At 41.4% G+C, this 20850-nt stretch carries 23 protein-coding genes and 5 tRNA genes; 25 read left to right on the forward strand and 3 right to left on the reverse strand.

Annotated features, from left to right (window positions below):
* From ABTP35_RS11295 to ABTP35_RS11305, 3 genes are read right to left on the reverse strand one after another with little or no spacing between them, the layout of a single operon-like run.
* Positions 1-573 carry a YceI family protein gene (locus tag ABTP35_RS11295; RefSeq protein WP_224837675.1) on the reverse strand — a complete coding sequence of 191 codons (573 nt, stop codon included), beginning with the start codon at positions 571-573 and terminating at the stop codon, positions 1-3.
* A gap of 34 nt (positions 574-607) precedes the next feature.
* Positions 608-1240 carry an NAD(P)H-dependent oxidoreductase gene (locus ABTP35_RS11300; RefSeq protein ID WP_224837676.1) on the reverse strand — a complete coding sequence of 211 codons (633 nt, stop codon included), beginning with the start codon at positions 1238-1240 and terminating at the stop codon, positions 608-610.
* A 5-nt stretch (positions 1241-1245) separates the two neighbouring features.
* Positions 1246-1692, reverse strand: coding sequence for a MarR family winged helix-turn-helix transcriptional regulator (locus tag ABTP35_RS11305; protein WP_224837677.1), 447 nt, complete (start codon positions 1690-1692; stop codon positions 1246-1248).
* A 134-nt stretch (positions 1693-1826) separates the two neighbouring features.
* Between ABTP35_RS11305 and ABTP35_RS11310 the strand changes: the two genes are divergently transcribed.
* The 25 genes from ABTP35_RS11310 (at position 1827) to rpoB (ending at position 20832) form a co-directional block, all read left to right on the forward strand.
* A complete protein-coding gene (locus tag ABTP35_RS11310) occupies positions 1827-2381 on the forward strand; it encodes a TlpA disulfide reductase family protein (protein WP_293296288.1) in 555 nt (184 codons plus the stop codon).
* A gap of 6 nt (positions 2382-2387) precedes the next feature.
* On the forward strand, positions 2388-3020 hold the full coding sequence (locus ABTP35_RS11315; protein ID WP_293296286.1) for a thioredoxin family protein: 633 nt from the start codon (positions 2388-2390) through the stop codon (positions 3018-3020).
* Positions 3021-3098: 78 nt separating this feature from the next.
* Positions 3099-3410 (forward strand): rhodanese-like domain-containing protein, encoded by a 312-nt coding sequence (locus ABTP35_RS11320; RefSeq protein WP_224837680.1) that lies wholly within the window; start codon positions 3099-3101, stop codon positions 3408-3410.
* Positions 3411-3431: 21 nt separating this feature from the next.
* On the forward strand, positions 3432-4712 hold the full coding sequence (locus ABTP35_RS11325; protein ID WP_293296281.1) for a DUF2851 family protein: 1281 nt from the start codon (positions 3432-3434) through the stop codon (positions 4710-4712).
* A gap of 8 nt (positions 4713-4720) precedes the next feature.
* On the forward strand, positions 4721-4948 hold the full coding sequence (locus tag ABTP35_RS11330; protein ID WP_014033469.1) for a PspC domain-containing protein: 228 nt from the start codon (positions 4721-4723) through the stop codon (positions 4946-4948).
* Between the two features lie 2 nt (positions 4949-4950).
* Positions 4951-5958: a TrkA family potassium uptake protein gene (locus tag ABTP35_RS11335; RefSeq protein ID WP_224837682.1), complete on the forward strand. Its 1008-nt coding sequence runs from the start codon at positions 4951-4953 to the stop codon at positions 5956-5958.
* A gap of 85 nt (positions 5959-6043) precedes the next feature.
* The gene (locus ABTP35_RS11340) at positions 6044-8110 is read left to right on the forward strand and encodes an amino acid carrier protein (protein ID WP_252080271.1); all 2067 of its coding nucleotides are present in this window, start codon (positions 6044-6046) and stop codon (positions 8108-8110) included.
* A 13-nt stretch (positions 8111-8123) separates the two neighbouring features.
* On the forward strand, positions 8124-8981 hold the full coding sequence (locus ABTP35_RS11345; RefSeq protein WP_293296278.1) for a helix-hairpin-helix domain-containing protein: 858 nt from the start codon (positions 8124-8126) through the stop codon (positions 8979-8981).
* A gap of 10 nt (positions 8982-8991) precedes the next feature.
* Positions 8992-10161 (forward strand): acyl-CoA dehydrogenase family protein, encoded by a 1170-nt coding sequence (locus ABTP35_RS11350; RefSeq protein WP_224837685.1) that lies wholly within the window; start codon positions 8992-8994, stop codon positions 10159-10161.
* Between the two features lie 92 nt (positions 10162-10253).
* Positions 10254-10448, forward strand: a complete 195-nt coding sequence (gene rpsU, locus ABTP35_RS11355; RefSeq protein ID WP_224837686.1) for a 30S ribosomal protein S21 — start codon at positions 10254-10256, stop codon at positions 10446-10448.
* A gap of 97 nt (positions 10449-10545) precedes the next feature.
* Positions 10546-11436, forward strand: coding sequence for a tyrosine-type recombinase/integrase (locus ABTP35_RS11360; protein ID WP_293296276.1), 891 nt, complete (start codon positions 10546-10548; stop codon positions 11434-11436).
* A 55-nt stretch (positions 11437-11491) separates the two neighbouring features.
* Positions 11492-11794: a ribosome hibernation-promoting factor, HPF/YfiA family gene (gene hpf, locus ABTP35_RS11365; RefSeq protein WP_224837688.1), complete on the forward strand. Its 303-nt coding sequence runs from the start codon at positions 11492-11494 to the stop codon at positions 11792-11794.
* A 101-nt stretch (positions 11795-11895) separates the two neighbouring features.
* Positions 11896-11969 (forward strand) — tRNA-Thr (locus ABTP35_RS11370).
* Positions 11970-11992: 23 nt separating this feature from the next.
* A tRNA-Tyr gene (locus ABTP35_RS11375) sits at positions 11993-12075 on the forward strand.
* Positions 12076-12155: 80 nt separating this feature from the next.
* A tRNA-Gly gene (locus ABTP35_RS11380) sits at positions 12156-12228 on the forward strand.
* A gap of 90 nt (positions 12229-12318) precedes the next feature.
* Positions 12319-12390, forward strand: a tRNA-Thr gene (locus ABTP35_RS11385).
* Positions 12391-12438: 48 nt separating this feature from the next.
* The gene (gene tuf / locus ABTP35_RS11390; RefSeq protein ID WP_224837689.1) at positions 12439-13626 is read left to right on the forward strand and encodes an elongation factor Tu; all 1188 of its coding nucleotides are present in this window, start codon (positions 12439-12441) and stop codon (positions 13624-13626) included.
* 68 nt (positions 13627-13694) lie between these two features.
* Positions 13695-13767 (forward strand) — tRNA-Trp (locus tag ABTP35_RS11395).
* A 96-nt stretch (positions 13768-13863) separates the two neighbouring features.
* Entirely contained in the window at positions 13864-14052 is a 189-nt protein-coding gene (gene secE, locus ABTP35_RS11400; protein WP_224837690.1) for a preprotein translocase subunit SecE, read from the forward strand.
* 12 nt (positions 14053-14064) lie between these two features.
* Positions 14065-14619, forward strand: coding sequence for a transcription termination/antitermination protein NusG (nusG, locus tag ABTP35_RS11405; protein ID WP_224837691.1), 555 nt, complete (start codon positions 14065-14067; stop codon positions 14617-14619).
* A gap of 147 nt (positions 14620-14766) precedes the next feature.
* Complete coding sequence (gene rplK / locus ABTP35_RS11410) at positions 14767-15204, forward strand: 50S ribosomal protein L11 (protein ID WP_224837692.1); 438 nt, start codon at positions 14767-14769, stop codon at positions 15202-15204.
* Positions 15205-15224: 20 nt separating this feature from the next.
* A complete protein-coding gene (gene rplA, locus ABTP35_RS11415) occupies positions 15225-15917 on the forward strand; it encodes a 50S ribosomal protein L1 (RefSeq protein ID WP_224837693.1) in 693 nt (230 codons plus the stop codon).
* A 23-nt stretch (positions 15918-15940) separates the two neighbouring features.
* Entirely contained in the window at positions 15941-16459 is a 519-nt protein-coding gene (gene rplJ / locus ABTP35_RS11420) for a 50S ribosomal protein L10 (protein WP_252080265.1), read from the forward strand.
* A gap of 55 nt (positions 16460-16514) precedes the next feature.
* Positions 16515-16895 (forward strand): 50S ribosomal protein L7/L12, encoded by a 381-nt coding sequence (rplL, locus tag ABTP35_RS11425; RefSeq protein ID WP_119606415.1) that lies wholly within the window; start codon positions 16515-16517, stop codon positions 16893-16895.
* Between the two features lie 127 nt (positions 16896-17022).
* Complete coding sequence (gene rpoB / locus ABTP35_RS11430; RefSeq protein WP_224837695.1) at positions 17023-20832, forward strand: DNA-directed RNA polymerase subunit beta; 3810 nt, start codon at positions 17023-17025, stop codon at positions 20830-20832.
* Positions 20833-20850: the final 18 nt, after the last annotated feature.

The following is a 20850-nucleotide window of genomic DNA, read 5'->3' on the forward strand; positions in this document are numbered from 1 at the left end:
TTACATCTGTAGGTCAACTACCAAATCAAATTCGTCGTAGATCAATTTGTCCTTGGCAGTGCCAATAATGCCAGAACCGTATTTTACGTCGTATTTTGTCCTGTCAACTTTCAATGTAGCAGTAGCTTTATCGCCATACACAGAGACTACAAAAGATACAGGTTCTGTATTGCCTTTTATGGTAAGGTCTCCGGTTACATCATAAGAGTTTTTCCCAGTAGATTTTACTTTGGTGAAAACCAATTTGGCTGTTGGGTGATTGGCAGTTCCAAAAAAGTCGTCGGACTTTAAGTGACCGTCCAATTTGTTTTTATAATCACCTTCTAGATCAGTGGCGTTTATGGTGCCCATGTCCACTACAAATTCTCCACCTACCAATTTTTCTCCGTCAAATTCCAATACCCCGGATTTTAGATCGATGGTTCCTGTGTGCGATCCACCTACTTTGTAGCCTTTCCAAACTACGCTACTTTCGGAAGTATTTACTTTTTTGGTTTCTTTTTTAATGGGGTTGGCGATGGCCGAAGCTCCAAAAAGGGTAATCAATGCTAAACTTAAAATTGTCTTTTTCATGATTGTTTAATTTCTGTTGTTAATTGTTAAGGTGTTATATATGTGTAAATAATTCTTTGTTCGATTTTCTAACTTTGGCCAAGTGCTGGGTTTCGTCTTCTTCTGAACGGTAGCCGACTGCTAGAACAACGGCTGCATTCAGGTTTTTTTCCGAAAGGCCAAGGATTTCATTGTACTTGTCGGATTCAAAACCTTCGATGGGGCAAGTGTCTATTTTTAATTCGGCCGCGGCCTGCATCAAATTGCCAAAAGCGATATAAGCTTGTCTGGCGGTCCAATGGTTTTTTATTTCTTTCGGTAAACCGATCAGTTTCGATTTCATAAAATCGGAATACCCCTTTAAGCCTTCGGCAGGAATATCCCTTGTTTTGCTAACGTTTTCCAAATAGTCGTCCACCAACTCATCGCCAAAATCCGTAGCATTCGCAAAGACGAATATGTGCGAGGCATCGGTAATCTGTGTTTGGCCCCAGGAAACAGGTTTTAGTTGTTCTTTTAGTTTGGAATCGGTGATCACAAAAATGTGATAGGGTTGCAAACCGTAGGAGGAAGCGCTCAAACGGGTCGCTTCCAAAAGGGTTTCCAAATCCTTGTCCGATACTTTTTTTGCAGCATCAAATTTTTTAGTGGCGTAGCGCCATGTTCTATGTTCAATAACGGTGTTCATTAATTCTAAAATTTATCCAATAGATCGTTTAAATGTTCCAGGTCTTTTTTGGTAAAGTTTTCAAAAATCGTTTTGTGTGCTTTTCCGAGGGAGATATCGATTTTTTCCAAAGTATCAAGTCCGGAATCCGTAATTAATATCTCTATTTTTCGCCGGTTGGACGGACATACGCTCCTATGTACAAACCCTTTGGCTAAAAGTTTGTCCACCAAACGTGTGGTATTGCTCATTTTGGTTACCATGCGTTCGTTCAAAGTAGATAAGTTGGCCGGTTTGCCTTTCTGACCTCTTAAAATGCGCAATACATTAAATTGTTGAAGGGAGACCTCAAATGGTTTTAAAGCGGCGTTCATAGATTCATTGATTTTGTTGTGTACCAATTGCAAATGAATCAACGTCCTTGGTTCCAAAGGAATTTTTTTTGATGTTTTTATGGTTTCCTCAACATTCATGTACAAACAATATTTGTATATACAAATGTATGTTGATCATGTAGGTTAATCCAAATATTGGATAGATAAATTTTTGTTAAAGCTTATGTTTTGGACTGTACCTTACGTATTTTTAATGGTATAAAAATCAGATAATGAAGAGGTTATTGTTTTTGGGTTCCATGCTTGTTGTTTTATGGGGATGTGCGGAAAAGAAAGATCAAAATAATGAGGATGTTGAATCCACTGAGAACGAAATGGTTGAATTGGAAGCTGAAAAAAACAAGGAGGTCAAGTTTCCTGTATACGACTTTGCAGCTTTTGAACCTTTGCTCAATAAAGATGATGGTAAAACGTACGTTGTAAACTTTTGGGCAACCTGGTGTCAGCCCTGCATCGAAGAAATGCCTCATTTCGAAAAAGTAAACTTAGAACGGTCGGACAACAATGTGGAGGTAATTTTGGTAAATCTGGACATGCCAAATATGTGGAAGACCAGATTGGAGCCCTTCGTGGAAAAAAAGAAGATACGATCCCGGGTTGTTATCTTGGACGACCCTAAACAGAACGACTGGATACCAAAAGTTTCCCAGGATTGGGGCGGGGGAATTCCGGCAACCTTAATATATAATAAGGATAAGCGAGCATTTTACGAACGCGGTTTTACTTACGAAGAACTGAACGAGGAATTGAACAAATTTATAAATTAAGCAATCATGAAAAATTTAAGGATTTTACGTTGGGCTCTGCCCTTGCTGTTGTTTGTCGCAGCTTTTGCAGTTGGGTTTAAAGCGGCAACGGAACATAATTTGGATAATGGGTATCAAATTGGCGATATGGCCACCGATTTTTCCCTTAAAAATGTAAACGGACAAATGGTGTCCTTGTCGGACTATGAAAATGCCAAAGGCTTTTTGGTGATATTTACCTGTAATACCTGCCCTTATGCTCAAGCTTATGAAGATAGGATTATTGCGTTGGATGCCAAATACAAAACACAAGGCGTTCCGGTAGTGGCCATTATGCCCAATGATCCAAATGCCAAGCCAGGGGATAGCTTTGCAAAAATGAAAGAGCGTGCTGAGGAAAAAGGATTTACGTTTCCTTATTTATTGGATGAAGGGCAAAAAGTTTATCCAGCCTACGGAGCAACAAGAACACCTCATGTTTTTCTGCTGGAGAAAAAACCTTCGGGGAATGAGGTCGTGTATATCGGAGCCATAGACGATAATTATCAAGATGCGACCCAGGTAGAAGAACGATTTGTGGAAAATGCAATCGACGCCATGCTTTCCGGCAATGAAATAAATCCGAAAACAACCAAGGCCATTGGGTGCGGAATAAAGTAAGCTATTTGAAAATAAAACGATTGGAAATCCGGAGTAATGCTCCGGATTTTTATTTTTGCAGAACCTAAATTATTAAAAATGGCAGATTTATCACAAGAAGAATGGGCGGAGCAACTACAAAACGATGACAACGCCTTTGTTTTGGATGTACGAACCCCCGAAGAGTTCGAAGAGGGGTATATTCCGGGCGCGACCAATATCGATATATATCTTGGGCAGGAATTTTTGGACAAAGTGGAGGAATTGGACAAGTCCAAAAACTTTTACGTTTATTGCCGATCCGGTAACCGAAGTGCGCAAGCCTGCGCTATTATGAACAGTGTTGGAATTGAAAATGCATATAACCTGGAAGGTGGCTTTATGGAGTGGGATGGCGACGTAGCAGAGTAGACCTTCCCTAGTCCCAAATCTATGCGAGAAGACCTACTGTATTTTATTTGGAAGCACAACAAGCTTTCGGCAAAACCATTGTATACCGGTAACAACGAAACGGTTTCGATCAAGTCCACAGGGTTCCAGAATATGTTGGCAGGGCCCGATTTTTTCAATGCTCAAGTGGAAATTGACGGACAGTTGTGGGCCGGTAATGTGGAGATGCATTCCAAATCATCGGATTGGTACGTGCACCATCACGAAACAGATGAAAATTACAACAATGTCATCCTTCATGTAGTTTGGGAGGATGACATTGCTGTTTTTAGAAAGGACGGTTCCAGAATCCCAACGTTAGAAGTAAAGCGGTATGTGCCCACCGAGCTATTGGGCCGATATCGGAACTTGATCGAGAATTCCCGTTCCACCTTTGTTAATTGTGAAAAGGACCTTAAGAATGTAGATGCCGTTATTCTGGAAAATTGGCTGCAACGATTGTTTATTGAACGACTGGAGAATAAGTCCAAATTGATCTTGCAGTTGTTGGAAACATCCAAAAACGATTGGGAGGCTGTTCTTTTTATGGTATTGGCCAAAAGTTTCGGCTCCAAGGTAAATGGAACATATTTCCTGGATCGGGCAAAGCAATTGGATTTTTCTGTCGTTCGAAAAACCACCAATGAACCATTGCAGTTGGAAGCTTTGCTTTTTGGCCATTTTGGACTTTTACATGCGGATGATTGCACGGATTCGTACTATAGAGAACTCAACAAAGAGTATGGGTATCTTAAGCAAAAATTTGATTTGGAAGATACGTTTACAAAGCCGGAGTTTTATGGATTACGACCATTAAATTTTCCCACAATACGTGTTTCGCAGTTGACCAGTTTGTACAGTGGAAACCATAACCTTTTTTCAAAACTGATAAATTTCACAACCCTAGAGGATATTTATCAAACTTTGGAGGTTTCTACAGGACGGTATTGGGAAGAGCACTACACCTTTGGAAAACCATCCAAAAAAAGAGATAAAAAGCTATCTAGGAATTTCATAGATTTGATCATCATAAATGCATTGGTGCCGCTTAAATTTTGCTATTCAAAATATGTGGGAAGACAATGGGACGAGGAGCTGATCGGATTGATGTCCCATGTAGCTGCCGAGAAAAATTCCGTTATTCAAAACTTTGGCAAAATTGGGTCAAAGGCGACCAATGCTATGGAAACGCAAGCACAATTGGAGCTGTACAATAATTATTGTACCAAAAATAAATGTATGCAATGCGCCATTGGCGCACAATTATTGAATAGAAATCTCTAATTTTAACCATGTCTTTGTTTTATAATACCCTTTACTACTTTCAAAAGCGAGGCTTCGAGGTCTGTAGGCGAATTGCGGAAAGACTTGGTATCCGTGCCCGAGTGGTGCGTACCAGTTTTATCTATCTAACATTTGTTACCTTGGGCTTTGGGTTCGCCCTTTATCTTTTTATTGCTTTTTGGTTAAGGATCAAAGACCTTATTTATACAAAAAGAACTTCTGTATTTGACCTTTAAGAATGATTAGACTGCTCCGCTCTAAAATACTTGTGGCCCTCACCTTAATGGTGGTGGTGCTTGTTTTTGGGGTGATAGGGTATAAAATGCTGTCCGATTTTACGTGGATAGAGGCCATTTATATGACGATTATTACCGTGACCACGGTAGGTTTTTCGGAAGTAAGGCCTTTGGATGCCAATGCTAAGATTTTTACCGTATTTTTAATTGTAACCAGTGTTTTTATATTTGGATTTGCCATTTCAGTGGTGTCCGAATATATTTTGGGCAGAAATTCGTTGGAACTACTAAAAAAGAAGAGAGTGAAAAAGCAAATAGATAGTCTTTCCGGTCATGTTGTGATCTGTGGATTTGGTAGGAATGGTATGCAGGCCGCAGAAAAATTGACCGCTTATAGAAAGCCATTTGTGGTGATCGAAAGGGATAGGGAAATCATAGAACGGCATGAAGAAGATATTTTGTTTGTGGAAGGCGATGCCAATGAGGACGAAGTTTTGCTCGAAGCCGGAATAGATCGTGCCCAATATCTTATAACCGCCGTGCCGGATGATTCGGCAAACCTGTTCATTGTGCTTTCGGCCAGGCAATTAAACTCAGATTTATTCATAATAAGTAGGGCGTCACAGATAACTTCGGTTAAAAAATTGGAGTTTGGTGGAGCAAATAAAGTAATAATGCCCGACAAAATCGGAGGGGATCACATGGCCTCCTTGGTGGTAATGCCCAACTTGATCACTTTTTTAGATCAACTATCCATTGAGGGTGAGCATACCACAAATTTAGAAGAAGTCAGTATAGAGGATTTTACCGACCAAATGGAATGTAACTCCTTGCGCGATCTTGATCTTCGCAGAAAAACAGGATGTACCATAATCGGGTACGTGGATCCACAAGGAAAGTACGTTATAAACCCGGAAGCCGATATGGTTTTGCAGCCCAAGAGCAAGGTAATTGTTTTGGGCAGACCTGAACAGATAAGGAAATTAAATCAAATGTTTCAGATCGGATAGTTAAAAAAACATAAAATTTGATAGCGTTGATTTTTTTTTGGATATTGCTGACTTTACCATACCAAAAACTAACTAATCTCAATATATGAAGTATTTTCTTTTTCTATTGTCTTTTTTTGCGCTAACCACTGGTTTTTCACAGGAATTGACCGTAGTTGGCAAAACCTACAATGTCTCCGACAACATTAATGATGGTGTTATAGAGCTAACAGTGGATGGGGGAGTGGAGCCCTACACCTACAAATGGAGCAATCAGGAAACGCCGCTCAAGTCCAAATCGGCACAACGTCTGGTAGAAGGTATACCGTATAGTGTTACAGTGACCGACGCGGCAGGTAATTCGATTACCAAAGAATTTAAAGTAGAGACAGAATCGATCACAGAAGTATTCAATGGAACCATGACCCCGGCAGTAAGTGCATTGGGGTCTGTTCTTTTCTGGGACCCCTTCGCAGCGATCGGAATATACGATCCAGTGGCCTATGCCGACGTAAAATTGATCGGTATTCCCGATTGGAGCAACGAGACCCAGGATAAATTCGTTTTAAAACAGTGGCTGAAGGATGATAAGGCCAGTGTGGCCAAAGGTGAAGATATTGCCGTGATCACCAGTGATAAAAGAGGAGATATCGTTATAAAATCCGAAGCTAAAGGAAAGCTTTTGCAGAGAGTAAAGCAGGGCAACGTAATCTACAATTCGGACAACCAAGAACATGTTATTGAACAAGGAGCACATTACTTTGCCGAAATCAAGTACGATGAGCCCATTGCCATGACCCATCCTAACGGAGATCCGATCATAAAAGGTATTCCCTTTATCGTAATTTGGTTGGTCCTCGGAGCGTTGTTCTTTACAATTCGAATGGGCTTCATTAACATTCGTGGGTTCAGACATTCCATTGATCTTGCCAAAGGAAAATACGATGACCCGGATGCTCCGGGGCAAGTGACCCACTTCCAGGCATTGGCCACAGCAGTTTCCGGTACAGTTGGTCTTGGTAATATAGCTGGTGTTGCCGTAGCGGTATCCTTGGGTGGTGCAGGAGCTACTTTTTGGATGATTGTTTGTGGACTTTTGGGTATGTCCTCCAAATTTGTGGAGTGTACCCTTGGTGTCAAATACAGGGATATATTGCCTGATGGCCGTGTATTCGGCGGTCCAATGAACTACTTGCGCTATGGTCTGGAAAAGCGCAATATGAAAGGTTTTGGTAAAGTATTGGCGGGAGTGTTCGCCATGCTTGCAGTGGGAGCTTCCTTTGGTGGGGGCAATATGTTCCAGGCAAACCAATCTTTTGAGCAATTGGCCGGGCAGTTTCCTGCCTTGGCCGGTAATGGCTTTTGGTTCGGAGTGGTCACGGCTATTCTGGTAGGTGTAGTTATCATTGGTGGAATTAGCAGTATTGCCAAAGTAACAGGTAAAGTAGTGCCGATCATGGCAACCATATATATAGTTGCGGCATTGGCGGTAATTATAATGAATATCCAAAATATTGGACCGGCATTCTCTGCAATTGTGGATGGAGCGTTTAACCCTTCGGCCCTAAAAGGAGGAATTTTGGGAGTATTGGTCATTGGGTTTCAAAGAGCGGCCTTCTCCAATGAGGCAGGTGTAGGTTCTGCGGCCATTGCCCACAGTGCGGCAAAGACCAACCATCCACCGTCCGAAGGTTTTGTTGCCTTACTAGAGCCATTTATCGATACCGTTGTGGTTTGTACTCTAACAGCTTTGGTGTTGATTTTTACAGGAATGCACGAAGTAGAAGGAATGGCAGGTGCACAGTTGACATCCGATGCTTTTGGTAGCCAAATTTCTTGGTTCCCTTATGTATTGGCATTGGCGGTATTCCTTTTTGCATTCTCAACCATGATTTCTTGGTCTTACTACGGAATGAGGGCCTGGACCTATCTTTTCGGGAAGAGCAAGCGTTCCGAGATGATCTACAAGATGTTGTTCTTGGTGTTTGTTGTGGTAGGTGCTTCGGTAAGTTTAGGGGCTGTATTGGATTTTTCGGATATGATGATACTTGCCATGTCCTTCCCGAATATCATTGGACTCTACATAATGTCCGGCGAAGTGCGCAAGGACCTGGATGGTTATTTACAGAAATTAAAAGCTGGACAGCTTTTCAAAAAATTGAAGAGTCAATAATATATCTTAAAATATGAGAAAGCAATCCCACTTCAGGTTCAATAAGCAAGAACGGAGTGGGATTTTCTTTTTTTTGTTGGTGGTTCTTGTACTGCAATTGGTTTCTTTCTGGTTAAGAGCAAATCCCTCTCGTCCAAAAAGTAGTTTGGCCCTCAACCTTGAGGAACAAAAAACCATGGATAGTCTTATTGTGGAAAAACAGCGTAGAGGCGCCACTAAAATGTATCCTTTTAACCCCAATTACATTTCGGACCATAAAGGCTACATTTTGGGCCTGTCAATTGAAGAGTTGGATAGGTTGTCAGCTTTTAGGAAGAAAGGAAAGTTTGTGAATTCTTCAGAAGAATTTCAGGTCGTTACCCAAGTTTCGGATTCTTTATTGGGGATTTTGTCGCCATATTTTCAATTCCCCGATTGGAAGAAACATAATCAAATTCAAAAGAAAGTCTTGTCCAAACCTAAAAACAGGGTTCAAGTGAAAGATTTGAATGCTGCTTCGGCAATGGACTTGATGTCGGTTTACGGAATCGGGGAAACATTGTCCAATCGAATTATAAAGTTCAGGGATAGGCTTGGTGGTTTTTTGGCGAACGAACAATTGTACGATGTTTATGGATTAAAACCAGAAGTTGTAGAAGAAACATTGCGGGCTTTTCAAGTGCTAGAGGTTCCTGAGGTCAAAAAAATCAATCTAAATACTGCTTCGGCAAAAGAATTGTCCCAACTTATATATATAAGGAGTGGACTGGCAGCACAAATTGTTGCGTATAGGGAGAAAAACGGCTTGTTCAAAACATTTGAAGAATTGACTTATGTTGATGGATTTCCAACAGAAAAACTAGATAGAATAGCCTTATATTTGTCTTTATAAATTAGGTGGTATGATTGATATGTACTTCACGGAAGAACATAATTTATTCCGGGAGAGTCTAAAGGATTTTTTGCAAAAAGAGGTTGTTCCCCATATAGAAAAATGGGAGGAATCGGGGAGAATAGATGGGGATATCTGGAACAAGTTCGGGGAAATGGGATATTTTGGTTTGATGACCCCAGAAGATTACTCCGGTCTCAACTTGGACCTTTTCTACACGGTTATCTTTCTTGAAGAGCTGCAAAAGATAAATTCAGGTGGTTTTGCCGCTGCTATGTGGGCGCACCAATATTTGGCAATGACATACTTGAACAAGTTGGCCACCCATGAGCAGAAAAAAGCGTATTTAGAACCCAGTGTACTTGGGAATAAAATTGGCTGTTTGGGAGTATCCGAGCCTTTTGGGGGCAGTGATGTTGCCGCTATGCGCACCACTGCCGAGAAAAAAGGTGATGTGTACATAGTGAACGGTTCCAAAACTTTTATAACCAACGGTGTTTATGGCGACTACATTATTCTTGCTGCAAAGACCGATATACATGCGGCCCACAAGGGCATAAGCATGTTTGTTGTGGACAGGAATGCCAAAGGGGTGTCCGCAAATAAGTTGAATAAATTAGGATGGAGGGCTTCGGATACTGCAGAACTGGCCTTTGATAATGTTGAGGTGCCGGCTTCCAATTTGCTCGGAAATTTAAATGAAGGTTTCTCGTATATCATGGAGGCCTTTGCATTGGAACGATTGGTAATGGGGGTGAATGCCCATGCAAGGGCGGAGTATGCTCTCGATTATGCGTTGCAGTATATGTCCGAGCGTGAGGCTTTTGGTAAAAGCATAAATCAATTTCAGGCGTTAAGACATAGGTTGGTTGATCTATATTCCGATATGTTGCTGTGCAAGCAATTCAATTATGCGACGATCGCGCAAATGGAAAAAGGAACCTATGTGGTAAAAGAAGCTACAATTTCCAAACTTAAATCTACCAAAATGGCCGATGAGGTTATTTATCATTGTCTTCAGTTCTTAGGTGGGTACGGTTATATTGAAGACTATCCAATGGCAAGGTTGAGCCGGGACAGTAGGCTTGGGCCAATTGGCGGGGGTACCTCCGAAATCTTACGCGAAATTTTGGCCAAAATTATCGTGGATAAAAAAGAGTACAAGAAACCAAAGGTGTAGAAAATATCAAAAAAGTAAAATATTTCTTTAACCGTTAAATATCATTCGTATATTTGCACTCCAAAAATCTAAAAGAAAGGAGGTTGTAGCCCATGTTAATTATACCAGTAAAAGAAGGAGAAAACATCGATAGAGCTTTAAAACGTTTCAAGCGTAAGTTCGACAGAACAGGTACCATGCGTCAGTTAAGAACAAGACAGCAGTTTACTAAACCTTCTGTAAAACGTAGAGCGCAGATACAAAAAGCACAATACATTCAGGGTCTTAGAGATCAAGAAGAAGTATAGTCTTTAAAAGTTCTTATAAAATATAGTGATCCCGTTCCTTAATTGGAGCGGGATTTTCTTTTTATAGGTTTCGGGATTCTATTGCTACCTTTGGAATATGTCCTTGTCAGCTTTTATTTCTTATTTGGAGTTGGAGAAGAATTACTCCAAAAATACCATTTTGGCGTATCAAAAGGATATTGAGTCCTTTGCTGGTTTTTGTAAAGAGCATCATGATGCGGTGAATTTGGAGAATGTATCCTATCCGTTGATCAGGAGCTGGATCGTTGATCTCTCCGATCAAGGTGTGTCCAACAGGACCATTAACCGGAAAATATCTTCTTTGCAAGCTTACTATAAGTTTTTATTGAAAATAGGGGAGATAACCGTCTCACCTTTGGTGAAACATAGGGCGCTCAAAACCGAAAAGAAGATAGAGGTCCCATTTTCTGAAAAGGAAATGGAATCTGTTTTGTCCGAAATTCCTTTTGAGGATGATTTTGAAGGAGAAAGGGATAAGTTGATCATTGAGCTATTGTATGCCACGGGTATGCGAAGAACGGAGTTGGTGAACTTAAAAATACAGGATTTGGATTTGGCCGGACACCAATTAAAAGTATTGGGCAAAAGAAACAAAGAGCGTATTATACCTTTGCTTCACTCCACGGTACGACAGATCAATACATATTTGGACAAACGTTCTGAGCTGCAATCTAGGTCGGATTCATCCTATCTGCTATTAACAAAAGATGGTCTTAAAATTTACGAAACACTTGTTTATCGAACCATAAATAAGTATTTTAGTTTGGTGTCCCCCAAGGTAAAAAAGAGTCCTCATATACTTAGGCACACTTTTGCAACACACTTGCTCAATAGGGGGGCTGATCTAAATTCCGTGAAGGAATTGTTGGGGCATTCAAGTTTGGCATCTACGCAAGTTTATACACATAATAGTATAGCCGAACTTAAAAAAGTACATCGGAAGGCCCACCCAAGGAACAAGAAATAGTGAATTCTTGTAATGTTTAACTTCACTGTCTAGGACAGTACTAAAACTACATCTTATGAAAGTAAATGCACAATCGGTAAATTTTTCGGCTGATGGTAAATTGATAGACTTTATCCAAAAGCGAATGGACAAATTGGAATTATTTTATGACAAGGTCATAGAATCGGATGTATATTTGAAAGTGGAAAACACCAGTGCAAAAGAGAATAAGATAGTGGAAATCATGGTGTTCGTGCCCGGGGATAAATTTATGGTAAAAAAACAATGTAAGTCTTTTGAGGAAGCAGTTGATTCGGCCTGTAGTTCCTTGGAAAGACAGTTGGTGAAAAAGAAAGAAAAGCAGAGGGCGAAAGCTTGATGAAAATTTTTCAAAATTTGTTTTGATTAAAAAAATAAATATATACATTTGCAGTCCGTTAGAAATAGCGGGCTTTTTTAATGATGAAAAAGCGGTGAAATGCCGATATAGCTCAGCTGGCTAGAGCAGCTGATTTGTAATCAGCAGGTCGTGGGTTCGAGTCCCTCTATCGGCTCGTAAGTTATTGAAAATTAAGGCGGGGGGATACTCAAGCGGCCAACGAGGACAGACTGTAAATCTGTTGGTTTTTACCTTCGCAGGTTCGAATCCTGCTCCCCCCACAAAAGTTGTTCGTCGGAACAACCGGGAAAAAGGTTTTATTGAAATTTTGGATTGCTTGGACGGTTGTCCAAGAAAAAATGCGGGAGTAGCTCAGTTGGTAGAGCGTCAGCCTTCCAAGCTGAATGTCGCCGGTTCGAACCCGGTCTCCCGCTCTAAACTTGAAATATTGGATTTCGAGTAAAAGGTTGAAGTTTTGGCGAGCTTGACTTGTAACTTTAAACTCTAAACCTGATAACCCATAGGCCGGTGTAGCTCAGGGGTAGAGCGTTTCCTTGGTAAGGAAGAGGTCACGGGTTCAAATCCCGTCATTGGCTCAAAACGATTTGTACACTAATATAAACTAAGATTAAAATTATTTTAAAATGGCAAAGGAAACTTTTGATCGTTCCAAACCACACTTAAATATTGGTACCATTGGACACGTGGATCACGGTAAAACAACATTGACTGCTGCTATTACCACTGTATTGGCGAACGCTGGTTTGTCTGAGCTAAGAAGCTTTGACTCCATCGATAACGCGCCAGAAGAAAAAGAAAGAGGTATTACTATCAACACTTCGCACGTTGAGTACCAAACAGCTAATCGTCACTACGCTCACGTTGACTGTCCTGGTCACGCGGATTACGTAAAGAACATGGTTACTGGTGCTGCCCAAATGGACGGTGCTATTTTGGTTGTGGCTGCTACCGATGGTCCTATGCCGCAAACTCGTGAGCACATCCTACTAGGTCGTCAGGTTGGTATTCCTCGTATCGTTGTTTTCTTGAACAAAGTTGATATGGTGGATGATGAGGAACTTTTGGAGCTTGTTGAGATGGAAGTGAGAGAATTGCTTTCTTTCTATGAGTACGATGGTGATAATGGGCCTGTTGTTGCTGGTTCGGCACTTGGTGCTTTGAACGGTGAGCAAAAATGGGTTGATACCGTAATGGAGTTGATGGAAGCTGTTGATAGCTGGATCGAAGAGCCAGAGCGTGAAGTTGACAAAGACTTCTTGATGCCTATCGAAGATGTATTTACAATTACAGGTCGTGGTACTGTTGCTACTGGTCGTATCGAAACTGGTGTGGCCAACACAGGTGACCCTGTAGATATCATTGGTATGGGTGCTGAGAAATTGTCTTCTACAATTACTGGTGTTGAGATGTTCCGTAAGATTTTGGATAGAGGTGAGGCCGGTGATAACGTAGGTCTTCTTTTGAGAGGTATCGAAAAATCAGATATCAAAAGAGGTATGGTGATCTGTAAGCCAGGTTCTGTTAAGCCGCACGCCAAATTCAAAGCTGAGGTTTATATCCTTAAAAAAGAAGAAGGTGGTCGTCACACACCATTCCACAACAACTACCGTCCACAGTTCTACGTTCGTACAACTGACGTGACCGGTAACATCAACCTTCCTGATGGAGTTGAAATGGTGATGCCAGGTGATAACTTGACGATTACTGTTGATTTGATTCAGCCGATCGCATTGAGCGTTGGTCTACGTTTTGCAATCCGTGAAGGAGGTAGAACAGTAGGTGCTGGTCAGGTTACTGAGATTTTAGATTAATCATTTTACAATAAATAGTGCACTAAAGGGTGTCCCGGTTTTCTCGGGATACCTTTCAGTGTAATTAAACGGGTGTAGCTCAGTTGGTAGAGCACTGGTCTCCAAAACCAGGTGTCGGGAGTTCGAGTCTCTCCTCCCGTGCAAAGGAAAAGACAAAAGCATAGTGAGACGAGAGGTTTATCCCGAGCGTAGTCGAGGGAAGTCTCTCCTCCCGTGCAAGCAAAATACTCAAAAATTATGATCACTTACATAAAGGAGTCATTAGAAGAACTTAAAAACAATGTTACTTGGTTGGAGCGTAGTAAGGCATCCAATTTAATGGTTGTTGTGGCTGTTTTCTCCATATTGTTCGCTTTGGCGACTTGGGGTGTGGATTCTTTGTTCAGTAACTTGATCACATTGTATTTTGAAAAATTAATAGGATAAAGGTCGATCGATATGTCTGAGGTTCTGGAGAAAAAATGGTATGTGGTAAGAGCGGTCAGTGGTCAAGAAAACAAGATCAAAGGCTATATTGAAAGCGAGGTTGAAAGAGCCGGTTTTGGTGATTACCTCGAGGAAGTTCTTGTGCCTACCGAGAAAGTAGTTCAGATAAGAAACGGAAAGAAAATCAACAAAGAAAGAGTTTACTTTCCTGGGTATATCATGATCAAGGCCAATCTTGGCGGAGAAATGGTTCACATCATTCGCTCCATAACCAATGTAATCGGTTTCTTGGGCGAAGTAAAAGGTGGGGATCCTGTTCCTTTGAGAAAATCCGAAGTAAACCGTATGCTTGGTAAAGTGGATGAGTTGGCCGTAAATACGGACAACGTTTCGATTCCATTTGTGTTGGGTGAAACGGTTAAGGTGATTGATGGACCTTTTAATGGTTTTAACGGAACTGTTGAAAAAATCAATGAAGAAAAGCGTAAGCTAGAGGTGATGGTAAAGATTTTCGGAAGAAAAACGCCATTGGAGCTCAGCTATATGCAAGTTGAAAAAGTTGGATAGAAGAAGAATGGTAGATGTTGGATTTTGGGTTGCTTAAATGTGTTGCTCGAAATTAACCTCTAAAATTCAAACGCTATAATAAAGAGCTGTTACATATATAAAGCTGTGTTGCTTCCAAATGACACACTTTAAATTTAATTAGAAACAATGGCAAAAGAAGTAGATAAGGTAGTTAAATTACAAGTTAGGGGAGGTGCTGCGAACCCATCGCCACCGGTTGGACCCGCCTTAGGTGCTGCTGGTGTTAACATCATGGAGTTCTGTAAGCAGTTTAATGCTCGTACACAGGACAAACAAGGTAAGGTTTTACCTGTTGTTATCACCGTTTACAAAGACAAATCTTTCGAGTTTGTTGTAAAAACACCACCTGCGGCAGTTCAATTGATGGAAGCAGCGAAGATTAAAAAAGGATCAGGTGAACCTAACAGGGTTAAAAACGGTTCAGTTACTTGGGATCAAGTAAAGGCGATCGCCGAAGATAAAATGGTCGATCTTAACGCTTTTACCGTGGAATCTGCAATGAGTATGGTTGCGGGTACCGCTAGATCTATGGGTCTGAAAATAGCCGGACAAAGACCTTTTTAAAATCTTAAAAGCATTATTAAATGGCAAAGTTGACTAAAAAGCAAAAAGAAGCCCAATCCAAAATTGACAAGAATAAATTGTATTCTTTGGAAGAGGCATCCGCTTTAGTAAAAGAAATAACCAATGTAAAATTTGATGCTTCCATAGATTTGGCGGTTCGTTTGGGCGTTGACCCAAGAAAAGCCAATCAAATGGTACGTGGCGTTGTTACCCTTCCTCATGGAACTGGTAAGGATGTGAAAGTTTTGGCATTGGTGACACCAGACAAAGAAGCAGAAGCAACAGAAGCAGGAGCTGATTTTGTTGGGTTGGACGAATATTTGGATAAAATAAAAGGCGGTTGGACAGACGTTGATGTTATCATCACCATGCCGAGCGTTATGGGTAAATTGGGACCATTAGGTAGAATTTTAGGACCTAGAGGTTTAATGCCCAATCCAAAAACCGGAACAGTTACCATGGATGTAGCGAAAGCCGTATCCGATGTTAAGGCCGGTAAAATAGACTTTAAAGTGGACAAAACCGGTATTGTGCACGCAGCAATCGGAAAAGCTTCATTCTCCGCGGACAAAATCGCAGGAAACGCTAAGGAATTGATAGATACCTTGGTAAAATTGAAGCCTTCGGCAGCTAAAGGTGTGTACATGAAGAGTATATACATGTCCAGTACAATGAGCCCTAGTGTTCAACTAGATCCAAAAGCAGTTCAATAACTGGTAGTTCAATTTTTATAACTATGACAAGAGAAGAAAAAGCAACAGTAATAAAAGACTTGACTGCACAGTTGGCCGATAACGCCAATATTTACTTGGCCGATATTTCGGGATTGAACGCTGTGGACACCTCTAACTTGAGAAGAGCGTGTTTTAAGGCAAACATTAAGCTTGCGGTCGTAAAGAACACCTTGCTTGCAAAAGCAATGGAAGCTTCTGATAAGGAATTTGGTGAACTTCCCGAGGTATTGAAAGGTAACACATCTTTGATGTTTTCCGAAACCGGGAACGCACCTGCGAAACTTATCAAGAACTTTAGAAAAAAATCAGAAAAGCCCGTATTAAAAGGAGCCTTTATCGAAGAGGCGGTATATATTGGGGATAACAATCTTGATGCTCTTGTGAACATCAAGTCCAAAGAGGAGGTTATCGGGGATATCATCGGATTGTTGCAATCACCGGCCAAGAATGTTATTTCTGGACTTAAGTCCGGAGGCGGTAAATTGGCAGGTATCCTTAAAACCCTTTCTGAGAAAGAATAATTCGCGCACAATAAACTAAGTATATTTTTAAAAATTTTTATTAAACGATAGAAAAATGGCAGATTTAAAAGATTTTGCAGAACAGTTGGTAAACCTTACAGTAAAAGAGGTAAATGAGTTGGCCGACATTTTAAAAGAAGAATATGGTATTGAGCCTGCTGCTGCTGCAGTAGCTGTTGCTGGTGGTGCTGCCGGTGGCGGTGAAGCCGAAGCTGCTGAGGAAAAATCAGAATTTGATGTAATCCTTACAGCTGCAGGTGGTTCTAAATTGGCGGTCGTAAAATTGGTTAAGGAATTGACCGGTCTTGGACTAAAAGATGCTAAAGAAATCGTTGACAGCGCACCAAAAGCTGTTAAGGAAGGTGTTGCCAAAGATGAGGCAGAAGGTATCAAAAAATCATTGGAAGAAGCAGGAGCAGAAGTTGAGCTTAAATAATCGCTTTTCCCATTAGAACTTGGTTAAGGTCTTTCCATTTTTGGTTAGACCTTAGCCTATTTATATAAGGAGTGTATAAAGCCGTACACCAACCCACTTAGTAATCACGATCAAAATTTGTCCATAGATGTTCACAAACACTATTGAAAGAGTTAATTTCGCATCCGCTAAGAACATACCGGAATACCCGGATTTCTTGGACATTCAGATAAAATCGTTCCAAGACTTTTTCCAGCTTGAGACTAAATCTGACGAAAGAGGAAACGAAGGTCTCTACAACACCTTCATGGAGAATTTTCCAATCACAGATACCAGAAACCAGTTTGTACTTGAGTTTTTGGATTACTTCATAGATCCACCAAGATATTCCATCCAAGAATGTATCGAGCGTGGACTTACCTATAGCGTACCCCTAAAGGCGCGTTTAAAATTGTACTGTACCGATCCAGAGCACGAAGATTTCGAAACTATCGTTCAGGATGTGTATTTGGGTACTATCCCTTACATGACTCCTAGTGGAACCTTTGTGATCAACGGCGCAGAAAGAGTTGTAGTTTCCCAGTTGCACAGATCTCCAGGGGTTTTCTTTGGACAATCTTTCCACGCAAATGGAACAAAATTGTATTCCGCCAGGGTAATTCCTTTCAAAGGATCTTGGATTGAATTCGCCACCGATATCAACTCGGTGATGTATGCCTACATCGATAGGAAGAAAAAATTACCGGTAACCACTCTGTTCCGTGCCATCGGCTTTGAAAGGGACAAGGACATTTTGGAAATCTTCGACCTTTCCGAAGAAGTAAAGGTTTCCAAATCCGGTCTTAAAAAAGTATTGGGCCGTAAATTGGCCGCTAGGGTGTTGAACACATGGCATGAGGATTTCGTGGACGAGGATACTGGAGAAGTGGTATCTATCGAAAGAAACGAAATCGTACTCGATCGTGACACCATTTTGGAAAAAGAGCATATCGATGAGATCATTGATGCCGACGTGAAGACCATTTTGCTTCACAAGGAGAACAATGCACAGTCTGATTATGCCATTATCCACAACACTTTGCAAAAAGACCCTACCAATTCTGAAAAAGAAGCGGTAGAGCATATTTATAGACAATTGCGTAATGCTGAACCGCCAGATGAAGAAACGGCTCGTGGTATTATCGATAAATTGTTCTTCTCCGACCAACGTTACAATCTTGGAGAAGTAGGTCGTTACAGAATGAACAAGAAGTTGGGCTTGGATATCGGAATGGATAAACAAGTGTTGACCAAGGAAGATATCATCACCATCATCAAATATTTGATCGAGTTGATCAACTCCAAAGCGGAAATCGATGATATCGATCACTTGTCCAACCGTCGTGTAAGAACCGTTGGGGAACAATTGTCCCAGCAGTTCGGCGTAGGTTTGGCACGTATGGCGCGTACCATCCGTGAGCGTATGAACGTTCGTGACAACGAAGTGTTTACCCCGATTGATTTGATCAACGCGAAGACATTGTCATCCGTAATAAACTCATTCTTTGGAACCAACCAGTTGTCCCAGTTCATGGACCAGACCAACCCGTTGGCAGAGATTACGCACAAAAGAAGATTATCCGCATTAGGGCCAGGTGGTCTTTCCAGAGAAAGAGCAGGTTTCGAGGTGCGAGACGTTCACTATACACACTACGGAAGATTGTGTCCGATCGAGACACCTGAAGGACCGAACATTGGTTTGATCTCTTCATTGTCCGTATTTGCCAAGGTGAACAATATGGGCTTCTTGGAAACTCCTTACCGTAAAGTAGAGGATGGTAAAGTGGATACTGAAAACCACATTTACCTAAGTGCAGAGGAAGAGGAAGGAATGAAGATTGCCCAAGCCAACATTCCATTGGCAGAAGATGGTACTATTGAAAGAGAAAAGGTGATTGCCCGTGAAGAAGGTGATTTCCCGGTAGTGGACCCAACAGAGGTAAAATATACCGACGTTGCACCGAACCAGATCGCATCCATTTCCGCATCCTTGATTCCTTTCTTGGAGCACGATGATGCGAACCGTGCCTTGATGGGATCTAACATGATGCGCCAGGCAGTTCCATTGTTGAGACCAGATTCTCCGATCGTAGGTACAGGTTTGGAAAGACAAGTAGCTACCGATTCCCGGGTATTGATCAATGCAGAAGGAGATGGGGTTGTTGAGTATGTGGATGCACAGAAAATTACCATTAAGTACGATAGGACCGATGAAGAGCGATTGGTAAGCTTTGATGAAGATTCTAAAACGTACCAATTGGTGAAGTTTAGAAAAACAAACCAAGGAACCAGTATTAACTTGAAGCCAATCGTAAGAAAAGGCGACAAGGTAAAAAAAGGTCAGGTACTTTGTGAAGGCTACGCTACCGAAAAAGGTGAATTGGCCTTGGGTAGAAACATGAAGGTTGCCTTTATGCCTTGGAAAGGATACAACTTTGAGGATGCGATCGTGATTTCCGAAAAAGTGGTTCGTGAGGATATATTTACCTCTATCCATGTTGATGAGTATTCCTTGGAGGTAAGGGATACCAAATTGGGTGCCGAGGAATTGACCAACGATATTCCAAACGTATCCGAAGAAGCAACAAAAGACTTGGACGAGTACGGTATGATCCGTATCGGTGCCGAAGTGAAGCCAGGAGATATATTGATCGGTAAGATTACTCCAAAGGGAGAATCGGACCCAACTCCGGAAGAAAAACTGTTGCGTGCCATCTTTGGTGACAAAGCAGGTGATGTAAAGGATGCTTCATTAAAAGCTTCTCCATCATTAAGAGGTGTAGTAATCGATAAGAAATTGTTCTCCCGTTCCATCAAGGACAAGAGAAAACGTTCCGAAGATAAAGAAGCCATCGCTAGATTGGAATTGGATTATGAGGTGAAGTTCCAACAGCTGAAAGATGAATTGATAGAGAAATTGTTCAGTTTGATCAGTGGAAAAACATCGCAAGGTGTAATCAACGATTTGGGTGAAGAAGTACTTCCAAAAGGAAAGAAATACACCATTAAAATGTTGAACGCCGTTGACGATTTCGCTCACTTGGTCGGTGGAAGCTGGACAACAGATGACGCGACCAATGCTTTGGTGGCAGACTTGTTGCACAACTACAAAATAAAATTGAACGATATTCAAGGTAACCTTAGAAGGGACAAGTTTACCATCTCCGTAGGGGATGAGCTTCCTGCAGGTATCATGAAATTGGCCAAAGTCTACATCGCCAAAAAGCGTAAGCTTAAAGTTGGTGATAAAATGGCGGGTCGTCACGGTAACAAAGGTATTGTGGCACGTATCGTTCGTCAAGAGGATATGCCGTTCTTGGAAGACGGAACCCCAGTGGACATTGTATTGAACCCACTTGGTGTACCATCGAGGATGAACATTGGTCAGATCTACGAAACCGTATTAGGTTGGGCCGGATTAAAATTAGGTCAAAAATATGCCACTCCAATTTTTGATGGTGCCTCGTTGGATGAGATCAATAAGATTACCGATGAAGCAGGTGTTCCAAGATTTGGACACACCTACCTTTATGACGGTGGAACCGGTCAGCGTTTCGATCAACGAGCTACCGTTGGAGTTATCTACATGTTGAAACTAGGTCACATGGTAGACGACAAAATGCACGCAAGATCTATTGGACCGTACTCATTGATCACACAGCAACCATTGGGTGGTAAAGCTCAGTTTGGTGGTCAGCGTTTTGGTGAGATGGAAGTGTGGGCATTGGAAGCCTACGGAGCATCATCTACCCTTAGGGAAATATTGACCGTTAAGTCGGATGATGTTATCGGAAGGGCCAAGACCTATGAGACCATTGTAAAGGGTGAGACCATGCCAGAGCCTGGGTTGCCAGAATCTTTCAATGTATTGATGCACGAACTTAAAGGTTTGGGCTTGGATATTAGATTGGAGGAATAGAACACTATATTACATTAA

The organism is Flagellimonas alginilytica, from assembly GCF_042134605.1.
GTDB classification, from domain to species: domain Bacteria; phylum Bacteroidota; class Bacteroidia; order Flavobacteriales; family Flavobacteriaceae; genus Flagellimonas; species Flagellimonas alginolytica.